General features: G+C 53.8%; 17 protein-coding genes. 8 read left to right on the top strand and 9 right to left on the bottom strand.

Going from position 1 to position 13,806, the window contains the following annotated elements:
• Positions 1-82 precede the first annotated feature (82 nt).
• From JOE09_RS18715 to JOE09_RS18730, 4 genes are all read left to right on the top strand, one after another.
• The gene (locus JOE09_RS18715; protein WP_205066790.1) at positions 83-2,233 is read left to right on the top strand and encodes a lysine decarboxylase LdcC; all 2,151 of its coding nucleotides are present in this window, start codon (positions 83-85) and stop codon (positions 2,231-2,233) included.
• 83 nt (positions 2,234-2,316) lie between these two features.
• The gene (locus JOE09_RS18720) at positions 2,317-2,712 is read left to right on the top strand and encodes a VOC family protein (protein ID WP_205066791.1); all 396 of its coding nucleotides are present in this window, start codon (positions 2,317-2,319) and stop codon (positions 2,710-2,712) included.
• Positions 2,713-2,766: 54 nt separating this feature from the next.
• Positions 2,767-4,068 (top strand): tRNA lysidine(34) synthetase TilS, encoded by a 1,302-nt coding sequence (gene tilS, locus JOE09_RS18725; protein WP_205066792.1) that lies wholly within the window; start codon positions 2,767-2,769, stop codon positions 4,066-4,068.
• Between the two features lie 14 nt (positions 4,069-4,082).
• The gene (locus JOE09_RS18730) at positions 4,083-4,397 is read left to right on the top strand and encodes a c-type cytochrome (protein ID WP_105595460.1); all 315 of its coding nucleotides are present in this window, start codon (positions 4,083-4,085) and stop codon (positions 4,395-4,397) included.
• 49 nt (positions 4,398-4,446) lie between these two features.
• On the opposite strand, the gene rof is transcribed toward JOE09_RS18730, so the two are convergent.
• Entirely contained in the window at positions 4,447-4,710 is a 264-nt protein-coding gene (gene rof, locus JOE09_RS18735) for a Rho-binding antiterminator (protein WP_105595461.1), read from the bottom strand.
• Positions 4,697-4,897, bottom strand: coding sequence for a YaeP family protein (locus JOE09_RS18740; protein ID WP_105595462.1), 201 nt, complete (start codon positions 4,895-4,897; stop codon positions 4,697-4,699). Before JOE09_RS18740 ends, rof begins: the two co-directional genes overlap by 14 nt.
• Positions 4,898-5,027: 130 nt before the next feature.
• On the opposite strand from JOE09_RS18740, the gene JOE09_RS18745 reads away from it, so the two are divergent.
• The 3 genes from JOE09_RS18745 to JOE09_RS18755 are packed head-to-tail and all read left to right on the top strand — an operon-like array spanning position 5,028 to position 6,448.
• Positions 5,028-5,582, top strand: a complete 555-nt coding sequence (locus JOE09_RS18745; RefSeq protein WP_105595463.1) for a YaeQ family protein — start codon at positions 5,028-5,030, stop codon at positions 5,580-5,582.
• Entirely contained in the window at positions 5,579-5,995 is a 417-nt protein-coding gene (gene arfB, locus JOE09_RS18750) for an alternative ribosome rescue aminoacyl-tRNA hydrolase ArfB (RefSeq protein ID WP_105595464.1), read from the top strand. The genes JOE09_RS18745 and arfB overlap by 4 nt, the downstream gene beginning before the upstream one ends.
• Before the next feature lie 39 nt (positions 5,996-6,034).
• On the top strand, positions 6,035-6,448 hold the full coding sequence (locus JOE09_RS18755) for a copper resistance protein NlpE N-terminal domain-containing protein (protein WP_105595465.1): 414 nt from the start codon (positions 6,035-6,037) through the stop codon (positions 6,446-6,448).
• A gap of 71 nt (positions 6,449-6,519) precedes the next feature.
• Here the strand turns inward: JOE09_RS18755 and proS are convergent, their stop codons facing one another.
• The 7 genes from proS to metN form a co-directional block, all read right to left on the bottom strand.
• Positions 6,520-8,238 (bottom strand): proline--tRNA ligase, encoded by a 1,719-nt coding sequence (gene proS / locus JOE09_RS18760; RefSeq protein WP_200563030.1) that lies wholly within the window; start codon positions 8,236-8,238, stop codon positions 6,520-6,522.
• A gap of 91 nt (positions 8,239-8,329) precedes the next feature.
• On the bottom strand, positions 8,330-9,037 hold the full coding sequence (gene tsaA / locus JOE09_RS18765) for a tRNA (N6-threonylcarbamoyladenosine(37)-N6)-methyltransferase TrmO (RefSeq protein ID WP_205066793.1): 708 nt from the start codon (positions 9,035-9,037) through the stop codon (positions 8,330-8,332).
• Entirely contained in the window at positions 9,038-9,442 is a 405-nt protein-coding gene (gene rcsF / locus JOE09_RS18770; protein ID WP_200545317.1) for an Rcs stress response system protein RcsF, read from the bottom strand.
• Between the two features lie 209 nt (positions 9,443-9,651).
• Positions 9,652-10,053, bottom strand: a complete 402-nt coding sequence (gene rcsF, locus JOE09_RS18775) for an Rcs stress response system protein RcsF (protein ID WP_205066794.1) — start codon at positions 10,051-10,053, stop codon at positions 9,652-9,654.
• A 139-nt stretch (positions 10,054-10,192) separates the two neighbouring features.
• Positions 10,193-11,008: a MetQ/NlpA family lipoprotein gene (locus tag JOE09_RS18780; RefSeq protein ID WP_200545319.1), complete on the bottom strand. Its 816-nt coding sequence runs from the start codon at positions 11,006-11,008 to the stop codon at positions 10,193-10,195.
• Positions 11,009-11,043: 35 nt separating this feature from the next.
• On the bottom strand, positions 11,044-11,697 hold the full coding sequence (locus tag JOE09_RS18785; RefSeq protein WP_105595471.1) for a methionine ABC transporter permease MetI: 654 nt from the start codon (positions 11,695-11,697) through the stop codon (positions 11,044-11,046).
• Positions 11,690-12,721 (bottom strand): methionine ABC transporter ATP-binding protein MetN, encoded by a 1,032-nt coding sequence (gene metN / locus JOE09_RS18790; RefSeq protein WP_205066795.1) that lies wholly within the window; start codon positions 12,719-12,721, stop codon positions 11,690-11,692. Before metN ends, JOE09_RS18785 begins: the two co-directional genes overlap by 8 nt.
• Positions 12,722-12,910: 189 nt before the next feature.
• Here metN and gmhB point away from each other — a divergent pair, with 189 nt between their 5' ends.
• On the top strand, positions 12,911-13,471 hold the full coding sequence (gmhB, locus tag JOE09_RS18795; protein ID WP_105595473.1) for a D-glycero-beta-D-manno-heptose 1,7-bisphosphate 7-phosphatase: 561 nt from the start codon (positions 12,911-12,913) through the stop codon (positions 13,469-13,471).
• The last annotated feature ends 335 nt before the right edge of the window (positions 13,472-13,806 follow it).

Genomic DNA, 13,806 nt, shown 5'->3' on the forward strand with positions numbered 1-13,806 from the left:
GCTTACAGTTTGACTGCAGGGTCAACCGGTCTTGACCAGGCGGAAGCAATCTTCCGCCTTTGTATGCAGATGGAGGTAAGCATTGAACATTATCGCGATCGTAGGACCGCACAACGTTTTTTATAAAGATGAACCGATCCGACAGCTGGATGCCGCGCTTAAATTGCAGGGCTTCCAAACCATCTATCCGCACGATGCTGCGGACCTGCTGAAGCTGATTGAGCACAACCCGCGAATTAGCGGCGTGATTTTTGACTGGGACGAGCACAGCTTCGAACTGTGCAGCGAAATCAATCAGCTTAACGAATACCTGCCGCTGTACGCCTTTATCAATACTCATTCGACGATGGACGTCAGCATTAACGAGATGCGTATGGCGATCTGGTTCTTCGAATATGCGCTTAACGCGGCAGAGGATATCGCTCAGAGGATACGCCAGTACACCGATGAGTATCTGGAAAACATCACGCCGCCGCTGACCCGCGCGCTGTTCACCTACGTTAAAGAAGGAAAATACACCTTCTGTACCCCCGGACACATGGCCGGAACGGCCTTCCAGAAAAGCCCGGTAGGTTGCCTGTTTTACGATTTCTTTGGCGCAAACACCCTGAAGGCGGATATTTCTATCTCGGTGACCGAACTGGGATCGCTGCTCGACCATACCGGTCCGCATCTTGAGGCCGAAGAATATGTTGCCCGCACCTTCGGTGCCGAGCAAAGCTATATGGTCACTAACGGAACCTCGACCTCAAATAAAATCGTCGGCATGTATGCAGCCCCCGCCGGAAGCACCGTGCTGGTCGATCGTAACTGCCATAAATCGCTGACCCATTTGCTGATGATGAGTGATGTTATTCCGGTATGGCTGAAGCCGACGCGCAACGCTCTGGGGATACTTGGCGGTATACCGAAACGAGAGTTCACCAGAGAGAGCATTGAACAGAAAGTGGCCCAGACGCCGCGTGCCAGCTGGCCGGTCCACGCGGTGATTACCAATTCAACCTACGACGGGCTGCTGTATAACACGCAGTATATTAAGGCGACGCTGGACGTTCCCTCTATCCACTTTGATTCTGCCTGGGTGCCGTATACCAATTTTCATCCTATCTATAGCGGGCTGAGCGGCATGAGCGGCGATAGAACGGCGGGGAAAGTGATTTATGAAACGCAGTCGACGCATAAACTGCTGGCCGCTTTCTCGCAGGCGTCGCTGATCCACATTAAGGGCGACTACGATGAACAGACCTTTAATGAGGTCTATATGATGCACACCACCACGTCGCCCAATTATTCAATCGTCGCTTCCATTGAAACGGCGGCGGCCATGCTGCGCGGTAATCCCGGTAAGCGGCTGATTAACCGTTCGGTTGAGAGGGCACTGCATTTCCGCCGTGAAATCCAGCGCCTGCGCGAAGAGTCAGACGGTTGGTTCTTCGATATCTGGCAGCCGGAAGGCATTGATGAACCGGAATGCTGGCCGATCCAGCCGGGCGAGGAGGACTGGCACGGTTTTCGCGATGCGGATGCCGATCATATGTACCTTGATCCGATCAAAGTCACTATCCTGACTCCCGGTATGAGCGAGCTTGGCGAGATGGCGAAAGAGGGGATCCCGGCGGCGCTGGTGGCGAAATTCCTCGATCAGCGCGGTATCGTGGTGGAGAAAACCGGGCCTTACAATCTGCTGTTCCTGTTCAGTATTGGCATTGATAAAACCAAAGCGATGAGCGTGCTGCGCGGGTTGACGGAGTTCAAGCGGGCCTACGACCTTAACCTGCGGGTCAAAAATATGCTGCCAGATCTGTATGCGGAAGATCCGGACTTTTATCGCAATATGCGTATTCAGGATCTGGCGCAGGGGATCCACTCACTGATCTGCCAGCATGACTTACCGCGCCTGATGCTGCAGGCGTTTGCTGTACTGCCGGAGATGAAACTTACCCCACACCAGATGTTCCAGCAGCAGGTTAAGGGCAATGTTGAAACCGTGGATATCAGCGAGCTGGTGGGGCGGATCTCGGCCAATATGATCCTGCCCTATCCACCGGGCGTACCGGTGGTAATGCCGGGTGAAATGATCACTGCTGAAAGCCGCGCAGTGCTCGATTTTCTGTTGATGCTGTGTTCGGTGGGGGAGCGCTATCCCGGCTTTGAAACGGATATACATGGTGCCACCCTTACCGAGGACGGGCAGTATCTGGTGCGGGTACTGAAAGATGACGCGGTAATTTAGGCCGTTTTACGGAATCTCACCCGTTGCGGTCAGGTTCGTCGCTGCGTAAGGTACTGCTAAACAGCATTGATTCAGGTGACAGCATGTCCGGTTTACAGTTAAAGCAGGTGCATCATATCGCGATTATTGCGCGAGACTATCCGCTCAGCCGAGCGTTTTACTGCGATATTCTGGGTTTTACGCTCATGGCAGAGGTATATCGCGAAGCGCGTGATTCCTGGAAGGGCGATCTGGCACTGAACGGCAGCTATGTGATTGAGCTGTTTTCGTTCCCTGAACCCCCGTCGCGGCCTTCGCGGCCGGAAGCCTGCGGCCTGCGCCATCTTGCATTCAGCGTGGAGAATATTGATGCCGCCACGCAGTATCTGAGCGAACGCGGCGTGATTTGTGAAGATATTCGCATCGATCCGCTGACCGGCAAGCGTTTTACCTTCTTCAGCGATCCTGACGGTTTGCCCCTGGAACTGTATCAGGCTTAAAATAGGAACGTCTAAACCCGGTGTACCGCGCCGGGTGTTCTCTTTAGGATTACCATGTCAGATCTTGCTCATCTCGAACGCTCACTGACGGCAGAGCAGCCCGTACTGCTGGCCTACAGCGGCGGTCTGGATTCAACCGTGCTGCTTCACCAGCTGGTGCAACTGCGCCAGCAGTGGCCGACGCTGCAACTGCGGGCGCTACACGTTCATCATGGTCTTAGTCCGCTGGCGGACGGCTGGGTGGCACACTGCCGCCGCCAGTGTGCGGAGTGGCAGGTGCCGCTGGAGGTGGTGAAGGTGACGGTTGATGCGCGGCAGGGGGGCATTGAGTCGGCGGCGAGAACTGCACGCTATCAGGCGCTGGCTCAGCACATCGATCCGAAGGAAACGCTGTTGACCGCACAGCACCGGGACGATCAGAGTGAAACCCTGCTGCTGGCGCTCAAACGCGGTAGCGGCCCGGCGGGCCTGGCAGCCATGTCACCGGTGCAGATGCGCGGTGACAATCTGCATCTGCGCCCGCTGCTGGATTTCAGTCGTCAGCAGCTTGAAGCGTGGGCCGCGCGCCATCGGCTCAGCTGGATTGAAGATGAGAGTAATCAGGACACGCGCTATGACCGCAACTTCCTGCGCTTAGAGATATTGCCGTTACTGAATGAACGCTGGCCACACTTTTCTGCCGCAGCTGCCCGCAGCGCCGCACTGTGCGGCGAACAGGAACAGCTGCTTGACGAGCTACTGGCCGAGTCGCTTGATGCGCTGATCGCCGAAGACGGAAGCCTGGGTTTTACGCCGCTGTTGAGCATGAGCCCGGTCCGCCGCGCTGCGCTGCTGCGGCGCTGGATTGCGCGGCAAAACGGTGCGATGCCCTCGCGGGAAGGGCTGGAGCGGCTGTGGCAGGAGGTGGTTCTGAGCCGTGAAGATGCCACGCCGTGCCTGCGTCTTGGGGCTGCTGAAGTTCGTCGTTTTCGCGATCGTCTGTGGTGGTTACTCCCATCTGAGCCGCTGGCCGATCGTCAGATCGACTGGGCTGCACCCTGGCTGCCGTTGACGTTACCGGCTGAGCTGGGGCAGCTGGCTGTAGATGATGCCGGGATATCGCTGCGTCAGCCGCAGTCATCGGAAACGGTCAGCGTACGCTTTCAGGCGCGGGGCTCGTTTCATATCGTGGGCCGCGCGGGGAGCCGCCCGCTGAAAAAGCTCTGGCAGGAGGCCGGTATTCCGCCCTGGCGGCGTGAACGCATACCGCTGCTGTTTTATGGTGAACAGCTGATTGCCGCGCTGGGGGTATTTGTGACCCATGAAGGGGAGCCATCTTCAGCGGAAACCGCCTGGCGGATACGCTGGCAACAATGAATTCAGGGAGTGCTATGTTGAAAAAAAGCCTGACGGCAGCGATGTTTCTGTTAACCAGCCTGCCGGTTATCGCGGCGGGTGACAGCAGCGCCGGGCAGCAAAAATCCGCAGCCTGTATGGCCTGCCATGGTGCAGACGGTAAAGCTGCTGCGCCGATCTACCCTAATCTGGCTGGGCAGAATGAGGCGTATCTTGGACTGGCGCTACACGCGTATAAAACTGGCGCCCGCAGTGGCGGACAGGCTGAGGTGATGAAGGCGTTTGTTGCCGGTCTCAGTGATGAAGATATCGATGATTTAGCAGCGTACTACGCGGGCCTGAAGCCCTGACGGGGAAGGGGCGAGGTGTTTTCCGCCCCTGTTATGATTGACGTGTGGGTTAATCTGACTCGCTGACCACGACGGTGCCGAGGTCGGGATGGCTGAAACTGGCGATATGATCGAGGCGGAGGTCGCTGGTTTCACCGGCAATCTCCACCGTCAGGTACTCAACGTTTTTCCGCGACAGAATGTCTTTCGCTTTGGCTTTTAACTGCTCGCCGCTTTTCAGCGTCAGCGCCAGCGTCCAGTGTTTTTGGCAGGCGAGTTCCAGGCTGTCGTAGTCATCACAGTTGATCGGTTTGTAGGCTTCATTCGTCAACATAGTCGCTCACCAATAAGTTAGCGGCAGCAAAGGCTGCCTGTTCCCTGATGGAAGAGTTTAGCTCAGGATTCCCAGCTATTTCATCGAGTGCTTTCAATACGCAGGCCAGAGCATCCGGCACGTATCCCAGATCGCCACTGCCGATCTCGGCATATTTACGGCGAACTAATTCACAATAGTTTTGCACTTGCACCTCCTTCAGAGTGTTTCTCTGACTAACATCGACTATAGCACAGGCTTTTATCGGAAATCAGCCGGGTACGGGTGAATTGCTTCGCCATCGGTTACAATGACCGGTAACGAAGATAAGGATACCTATGGCACTGAAAGCAACGATTTACAAAGCGACGGTTAACGTCGCGGATATGGACCGCAATGTATTTATTGACCAGGTACTGACGCTGGCGCGTCACCCGTCTGAAACCGAAGAGCGTCTGATGCTACGACTGCTGGCGTGGATGGTTCATGCCCATGAACGTTTAACGTTTACTCGCGGCTTAAGCGCCGAGGATGAGCCGGAAATCTGGCAGCTTAACGATCATAACGGCATTGACCTGTGGGTAGAACTGGGGCTGCCCGAAGAGCGACGTATTAAAAAAGCCTGTAGTCGTTCGCAGCACGTCTGGCTGTATGCCTATAACTGGCGCGCGGCACAGCCGTGGTGGCAGCAAAACCAGAATAAACTGGCACAGCAGGATAATTTGTCCATTCGTTACCTGAACGATGAACAGCTCAGCGCACTCACCCAGCTTGCATCCCGTTCCATGCAGTTACAGGCAACCATTCAGGATGGCACAATCTGGCTATCTGATGACACCCACCACCTTGAAATTCAGTTTGAGACGTGGTTGGATGCAGGTAAGAAGCCATGATTATTCTTTCACGTAATGTCACCATTCCCGACGCTGAAATCGACATTACTGCGATTCGCGCGCAGGGGGCGGGTGGGCAACACGTGAATAAAAGCTCTACGGCCATTCATCTGCGTTTTGATATCCGGGCTTCCAGCCTGCCCGAGTTTTATCAGTCGCGCATGCTGGCCGCCAGTCATCATTTGATTACGCCTGAGGGCATAGTGATTATCAAGGCGCAGGAGTATCGCAGCCAGGACATGAACCGTGAGGCGGCATTAAAAAGGCTGGAGAATTTAATCCTTGAGCTGACGGTTGTTGAAAAGGTTCGCCGCAGTACGCGCCCGACGCTGGCATCTAAAAAGCGCAGGCTGGAGAGTAAAGCGCGTAAATCGTCGACCAAATCGCTTCGAGGCAAAGTTCGCAGCGACTAACGGACCTTGGGTCTACTTATTCAGGCAGCAGGAGATGCGATGAAAACGGTTTTGTTAAGTTTCAGTGCCGCACTGGTACTTGCCACGCTGATTGGCTGTAATAACCATCAGCCCGCGCAGCAGTATGCGGCACTGGAGCCGATGCGTCAGAGCTATAGCGGGCTAATGCCCTGTGGGCAAAACTGCCGTGACAGCGAATCTTCGCTTTTCCTGGCCGCTGATGGCAGCTATGTACTGGAGCAGCGAGAAACGGGTGCCAATGGAATGCGGTTTGCTCAATACGGCAAGTGGGCGCGCACGGCAGACACGTTAACGCTGGTGGCGATGAACGGCGAGAAACAGCTGTTCCGCCCAACGGAAGAGGGACTTGAGGTGTTATCGGTCCGTGGCGTGCCACTGAGTAATCAGCAGCGCTATCATTTAACCGCCCGTTCGCAACAGCCCGCCAGCTAAGCGTCTTTCTCCGCTCAAAACAAAACGGCCACCGCATTAGCGATGGCCGTTTTCGTTAATAAACCAGTGAATTACTTCGCCAGTTCGGCAACCAGGAACTCAACGATCTCGTTGGTTTTGATCATACGCTTCTCACCTTCGCGGCGGGATTTGTACTCAATTTCTTCGCTGTCGAGATTACGATCGCCAATCACGATGGTATGCGGCACGCCAATCAGTTCCATATCGGCAAACATCACACCCGGACGCTCTTTGCGATCGTCAAGGATCACATCAATGCCTTTGGCACGCAGCGTGCTGTACAGCTCTTCCGCCAGCTCTTTCACGCGGAACGATTTCTGCATGTTCATTGGCAGGATCGCGACCTGGAACGGTGCCAGCGCGGCTGGCCAGATGATGCCGCGTTCATCGTGGTTCTGCTCAATTGCCGCCGCCACAACGCGAGTGATACCGATACCGTAGCAGCCCATGGTCATAATCTGGTTACGGCCATCTTCACCCTGTACGGAGGCTTTCATCGCTTCCGAGTATTTGGTGCCGAGCTGGAAGATATGACCCACCTCGATACCACGCTTGATCTGCAGCGTACCTTTCCCGTCCGGGCTGGCATCGCCTTCCACCACGTTGCGGATGTCCGCGACGCGTGGCAGCGGCAGATCGCGCTCCCAGTTAATACCCGAGAAGTGTTTGTGATCGATGTTCGCACCAGCGCTGAAGTCGCTCATCGCGGCAACGGTACGGTCTGCGACGATTGGCATTGGCAGGCCAACAGGACCAAGCGAACCCGGGCCAGCGCTTACCAGCGCACGGATTTCTTCTTCGGTCGCGAAGGTCAGCGGTGCCGCAACGATATCAATTTTCTCTGCTTTGACTTCGTTCAGTTCGTGGTCGCCGCGTACCAGCAGGGCAACCAGCGTGTGGCCGCTCTCTTCTGTCGCTTTCACCATCAGCGTTTTCACGGTTTTCTCAACCGGCAGATTAAACTGCTCAACCAGCTCGGCGATGGTTTTCGCATTTGGCGTATCGAACTGCGCCATTTCCTGAGATGGCGCGGCACGGCCACCGGCTGGTGCTACCGCTTCCGCTTTTTCCATATTGGCCGCGTAATCTGACTCGGTGGAGAACACTACATCGTCTTCACCGCTTTGTGCCAGCACCTGGAACTCGTGGGAAGCGCTACCGCCGATTGAACCAGTATCGGCATCAACCGCACGGAAGTTCAGCCCCATACGGGTGAAGCTCTGGCTGTAGGCGCGATACATCGCGTCGTAGGTTTCCTGCAGCGATTCCTGCGTGGTATGGAATGAGTAAGCGTCTTTCATGATAAATTCGCGCGAACGCATCACGCCAAAACGCGGGCGGACTTCATCGCGGAATTTCGTCTGGATCTGGAATACATTCAGCGGCAGCTGTTTGTAGGAGCTCAGCTCGTTGCGGATCAGATCGGTGACCACTTCTTCATGCGTTGGGCCGAGTACAAAAGGACGATCGCCGCGATCGACAAAGCGCAGCAGCTCCGGACCGTACTGCTCCCAGCGGCCGCTCTCCTGCCAGAGATCGGCAGGCTGGACAACCGGCATCGAAATCTCAATGGCACCGGCGTTGTTCATCTCTTCGCGCACGATGTTTTCAACTTTTTTCAGCACGCGCAGGCCGGTCGGTAACCAGGTATAAAGGCCGGATGCCAGTTTGCGGATCATCCCGGCGCGCAGCATCAGCTGGTGGCTGATCACTTCAGCGTCGGCAGGTGTCTCCTTTTGAGTGGAGAGCAGGTATTGAGTAGTACGCATGAGTTACGATTCCATATGAACGGAAGAGAGTCAAAAAACGTGGCGGCTAGTGTACCAGCGTGTCGGGTGAGTCAAAAGATGCCGGACCAAATTAACGTGGGTCGATAGCGATAACTTCGGTACCCGCAAGGGTGACGCGCCAGCGAACGTTAAAATCCAGCAGCCAGGCAGCATATTCCCGATCCGGTTCTTCGCCTTTACGGTAGGCTGGCCGAGGGTCCTGTGCCAGCACCTGAGAAATAAAACGCTCAAGATGTGGATAACGAAACAGATGTTGTGCCAACTGTTCCTGGGCTGCCGGAGTAAAGAAAACGGCCATATCTGCTGCGGGGGCCTGTTGGGCAAAACCCGCGCGCGCATCGGGCAGGGCTTCGGCAAAAGGCAAATAGGGTTTGATATCGACAATCGGCGTGCCGTCGACCAGATCGAGACTGCCTAGATCCAGAATAACCTGCTGCTGTTCATAGCGAATACCTTTCAGCTCAACCAGGGACATCCCGACTGGATTAGGGCGAAAGGTTGATCGGGTAGCAAATACGCCCATGCGTGCATTACCGCCCAGACGCGGTGGTCGTACGGTAGGGCGCCAGCCACCTTCCATGGTTTGATGGAAAATAAACAGCAGCCAGAGATGGCTGAATGCCTCAAGGCCTCTCACCGCTTCCGGCTGGTTATAGGGAGGTAAAAGACGAAGTTCACCACCACCGTCCTCAATCAGACCGGGTTGTCTGGGAACGGCAAATTTCTCCTTCCAGGGGGAATAAATAGTACCAATTTGCTGGAAGGAGAATGACGACATTTACTCTGCGACTCTTATGGCTGAACCCTGACATGTGGCTTCACGGTAGCAACCGGGTAAGCCACTCAATACTTCGCAGCTTTGCATCAGCAGGGCATTACCTGACAGTGCGGCAGCGCGTTTTTGCATTTGCTGGCGAACGTTTACCAGATTAGGTGGGAAATCATTCGCTTGAATCTGGCAATCATCACCTGAAACGCCACCCAGCGCAAGAAACGCTTTGCCGTTCAGCGCTTCAACGCTGTTATAAATAGCAATACTCGGGCTGGTGGTGTTGGTCAGCATTTTTTTGGCTGGAGTAGCGTGCTGAACGGGTGTTGCAGCCTGGAGCGGCTTAGTTTTATGAGACTGTGCAGTACAACCTGCCAGAGCCATAGCCAGCAAACAAAATGTAATAAGACGCATGGAAAATCCTTTTTATGTTAATTGTGGGGGCTGAATATAACAACCCCATAATTAACCCGCAATCTTACTAAGTAATTAAAAAATAATGATTTTAATCTTCGTTTTTAGCGATATTTTACGGCCTGGCTCTTACTTTTTGTCATAGGTTGCGAGATGAAATATCGCAATAAATTCTTGAGGATTCTGGCTGAGTGGACCAATAACGATTGTTAATTGGAGACTTTCAGTGCCGAGCCCTGACAAATCGCCTGGCGATAGCATCCCTGTGCTGAACTCACAATTTCACACTTGTGCAGCAGTACAGCATTGGCCTTCATGCCTGAAGCCCGGACCTGCATGCGCTTGCGTGCAGTCGCAATATTCGGTGGAGAGTCCTGGGTGCTGCTTTGGCAGTCATCACCGTACACTTCTCCTAGATCGCGGAAAGGCTTGCTGACCAGTTCAGCCGCATCGGTATACAGTTTTACCGGAGCTGGATGAGCGGCGGGTTTAGCGCGAGCAGGTTCCGTTTGCGCTGGTTTCTCGATTGGCGTGATGGGCTGGTAGGGTTTCTGCAGCAGCGAACAGCCTGTCAGCGACAGGGCCAGCAAACAGAGCGGCAAAACACGCATGGGGAATCCTCATGTTCGGTAAAAGTGGCGTTATTGAAGCAAGCCGTAGCAGAAATAACAAGGGGAGAGCGGGATATGCAGAACGAGAGTCGTTTATTCGTAAAACATGCAGGCCGCTGGCACGGCCTGCATTAACCTATTACCAGCCTTTAACCGCGCCGCCGTTAAAGGTTTTGTTAGCCGCTTCGTTAACTTCGTCAGACTGATAGGCCTGAACGAATTTCTTCACGTTTTCTGCGTCTTTATTATCTTCGCGCGCAACGATCAGATTAACGTACGGGGAGTTTTTATCTTCTACGAAGATACCGTCTTTCGCCGGAGTCAGGCCGATCTGGCTGGCGTAGGTAGTGTTAATCACCGCCAGTGCGATCTGCTGATCGTCCAGGGAGCGCGGCAGCTGTGGCGCTTCCAGCTCAACCAGCTTGATGTTTTTCGGGTTCTCAACAACATCCAGTGAGGTTGGCAGCAGACCAACGCCATCTTTCAGTTTAATCAGGCCCACTTTCTGCAGCAGCAGCAGTGAACGACCCAGGTTGGTTGGATCGTTTGGAATGGCAACCTGCGCGCCTTCCTGCAGTTCATCCAGTGATTTGATTTTTTTCGAATAGCCGGCAATCGGATAAACGAAGGAGTTACCCACGGAAACAAGTTTGTAGCCACGATCTTTGATCTGCTGATCGAGGTATGGCTTATGCTGGAAGGCATTGACGTCAATATCGCCTTTGCTCAGTGCTTCGTTAGGCAGTACATAGTCGTTAAACGTCACCAGCTCCACGTTCAGGCCATATTTCTCTTTCGCCACTTTCTGTGCCACTTCAGCAACCTGCTGCTCGGCACCGACAATCACACCCACCTTGATGTGGTTTGGATCTTTCTCTTTCTGATCGCAGCCAACCAGAGCCAGAGTACCGATAAGTGCGCCTACGGCAGCAAACGTTTTAAAATTAAAAGACATGTCCCTTCCTTAAATAACGAATATTACTGTTGTGTTTACTTATGAGTGACCGCGCGAACAATGCGATCGCCGCCAAACTGAATCAAATACACCAGAACAACCAGCAGGACTAAAACGGTATTCATCACCGTGGCGTTGTAACCAATATAGCCATACTGATAGCCAATCTGTCCCAGGCCGCCTGCGCCCACTGCACCGCCCATTGCGGAGTAACCCACCAGGGTGATCAAAGTAATAGTAGCTGCATTCACCAGACCCGGCAGCGCTTCCGGTAGCAGAACCTTGCAGATGATTTGCAGCGGGGTGGCACCCATCGCGCGCGAGGCTTCAATCAGACCGGTTGGCAGCTCCAGCAGGGTGTTTTCCACCATACGTGCAATAAACGGTGCCGCACCAATGGTCAACGGTACAATCGCCGCCTGAAGACCGATAGAGGTTCCGACAATCATTCGGGTGAATGGAATCATCCACACCAGCAGTATAATGAAAGGAATCGAGCGGAAGATGTTAACCACCGCCGACAGCACGCGATAGAGCTTTGCGTTCGCGATAATCTGTCCCGGGCGGGTTACATACAGCAGTACGCCGACCGGCAGACCGATAACAAAACCGAAAAAGCCGGAGACAAAGGTCATCATCAGGGTTTCCCAGATGCCGCGGCCCATTAACCACATCATTGCCTCAGACATAACCTAGTACCTCTACCTTTACGTGATTTTGCTGCAGAAACGCGATAGCGGCCTGGGTATCGTCGGCGCTACCGTGGATTTCGGCCAGCATAATGCCGAACTTGACGCCGCCTGCGTAATCCATCTGCGCGCTGATAATGTTGTTGTTCACATTGAAACGGCGGGCGGATTCAGACAACAGTGGCGCATCTACCGACTGGCCGGTAAATTCCAGTCGCAGTAAAGGAACGGTATTCTCACGGGCTTCAGGGGACAGGCGCTGAAGGTAATCTTCAGGAATATCCAGATGCAGTGTGGACTGAATAAACTGTTGGGCCAGCGGCGTCTTAGGATGGGAGAAGACCTCGCTCACCGTATCCTGTTCAATCAGCTTGCCGTCACTAATCACCGCGACGCAGTCACAGATGCGTTTCACAACGTCCATTTCATGGGTGATCAACAGAATGGTGATACCCAGGCGGCGGTTAATATCCTTCAGCAATTCAAGAATTGAACGCGTGGTTGCCGGATCGAGGGCGCTGGTGGCCTCATCGCACAGCAGAACTTTTGGGTTGCTGGCCAGCGCGCGAGCAATTGCCACACGTTGCTTCTGACCGCCGGAAAGGTTGGCAGGCCAGGAGTCATACTTATCGGCCAGGCCGACCAGTTCCAGCAACTCAACCACGCGGTTCTTTATTTCTGCTTTCGACATACTGCCCAACTCCAGCGGCAGCGCAACGTTGCCTGCAACAGTTCGGGAGTTCAGCAGATTAAAATGCTGGAAGATCATGCCAATCTGGCGGCGTGCCAGCGTCAGCTGTGCTGATGAGAGCGTGGTGAGATCCTGATTATCGACCAGCACTTTACCGGAGGTCGGGCGCTCCAGCAGATTCACACAGCGAATAAGGGTACTTTTACCGGCGCCGGAAGCACCGATAACCCCGTAAATTTGCCCGGCAGGCACGTGCAGGCTGACATCGGACAGCGCTGTAATCGTGCGTGAACCCTGCTGGAACACTTTGGTGATATTTGAAAGTTTTATCATTGCTTTATTTATTATCGTGATGGGGTTGTCCGTGGCGTTCATTCTTATGCATCTGGCAGTAAAGCCGAACGCAAGTGGATGTTAAGGCATCCAGACGTCTAAATCAATCGAAGTCATTCAAACTGGCATTCTCTCTTCTATGGCAATCGTGAGATACTCTATGGCAAATTTTTTAGCAGGAGTGACTACGTGGCTACCAATGTCCCGGCAATTTTTCTCGATCGTGATGGCACCATTAATATCGATCATGGCTATGTTTCAGAAAGCGACAACTTTGAGTTTATCGATGGTGTTATTGAAGCCATGGCCGAATTAAAGAAGATGGGTTTCGCGCTGGTGCTGGTGACCAACCAGTCTGGTATCGCCCGCGGTATGTTTACCGAAGATCAGTTTATGCACCTGACCGAGTGGATGGACTGGTCGCTCGCCGATCGTGATGTCGATCTCGATGGCATCTACTTCTGCCCTCATCATCCTGAAGCTGTAGTAGAAGAGCTTCGTCAAAACTGTGACTGCCGTAAACCGCAGCCGGGAATGCTGCTGTCTGCACAGCAAGAATTGCACATTGATATGGCCGCTTCTTATATGGTTGGCGACAAGATAGAGGACATGATGGCAGGCGCGGCGGCTGGAGTGGGTAAAAAAGTACTGGTTCGCACCGGGAAGCCCGTTACCGCCGAGGGTGAAAAAGCGGCAGACTGGGTGCTAAATAGCCTTGCAGAGCTGCCTGCGCGCATCAAACAGGGCTAAAAAGCAGCGTTTCGCGCGAAGTTTCAGCAAGCAGATAAAAACTTAATATTTCTGCTTGCGTTCCCGCTCGGCCTCCCTATAATGCGCAACCACTGAGACGGCACAACGACTGACAAGTCAGCCACTCAGAGGTTCAGGAAGTCTCTGAACCGCCGGAAAAAAACTTCTTAAAAAGAAGTTGACTCCGAAGGAGGAAAGCGTAATATACGCCACCTCGCAGCAGTACGCTCCGGCGACTTGCTGCACTGCTCTTTAACAATTTATCAGACAATCTGTGTGGGCACTCGCAGGATTGATATCAACGTCTCCGGACGTAAAAAATATCAAGTCTCACG

This window comes from Pantoea coffeiphila (genome assembly GCF_016909495.1).
GTDB lineage: Bacteria > Pseudomonadota > Gammaproteobacteria > Enterobacterales > Enterobacteriaceae > Erwinia > Erwinia coffeiphila.

Coding starts and splice junctions, on each gene's coding strand:
- JOE09_RS18720 (WP_205066791.1), top strand. CDS start 2,317: ATGTCCGGTTTACAGTTAAAGCAGGTGCATCATATCGCGATTATTGCG.
- tilS (WP_205066792.1), top strand. CDS start 2,767: ATGTCAGATCTTGCTCATCTCGAACGCTCACTGACGGCAGAGCAGCCC.
- JOE09_RS18730 (WP_105595460.1), top strand. CDS start 4,083: ATGTTGAAAAAAAGCCTGACGGCAGCGATGTTTCTGTTAACCAGCCTG.
- rof (WP_105595461.1), bottom strand. CDS start 4,710: ATGTTGACGAATGAAGCCTACAAACCGATCAACTGTGATGACTACGAC.
- JOE09_RS18745 (WP_105595463.1), top strand. CDS start 5,028: ATGGCACTGAAAGCAACGATTTACAAAGCGACGGTTAACGTCGCGGAT.
- arfB (WP_105595464.1), top strand. CDS start 5,579: ATGATTATTCTTTCACGTAATGTCACCATTCCCGACGCTGAAATCGAC.
- JOE09_RS18755 (WP_105595465.1), top strand. CDS start 6,035: ATGAAAACGGTTTTGTTAAGTTTCAGTGCCGCACTGGTACTTGCCACG.
- proS (WP_200563030.1), bottom strand. CDS start 8,238: ATGCGTACTACTCAATACCTGCTCTCCACTCAAAAGGAGACACCTGCC.
- tsaA (WP_205066793.1), bottom strand. CDS start 9,037: ATGTCGTCATTCTCCTTCCAGCAAATTGGTACTATTTATTCCCCCTGG.
- rcsF (WP_200545317.1), bottom strand. CDS start 9,442: ATGCGTCTTATTACATTTTGTTTGCTGGCTATGGCTCTGGCAGGTTGT.
- rcsF (WP_205066794.1), bottom strand. CDS start 10,053: ATGCGTGTTTTGCCGCTCTGTTTGCTGGCCCTGTCGCTGACAGGCTGT.
- JOE09_RS18780 (WP_200545319.1), bottom strand. CDS start 11,008: ATGTCTTTTAATTTTAAAACGTTTGCTGCCGTAGGCGCACTTATCGGT.
- JOE09_RS18785 (WP_105595471.1), bottom strand. CDS start 11,697: ATGTCTGAGGCAATGATGTGGTTAATGGGCCGCGGCATCTGGGAAACC.
- metN (WP_205066795.1), bottom strand. CDS start 12,721: ATGATAAAACTTTCAAATATCACCAAAGTGTTCCAGCAGGGTTCACGC.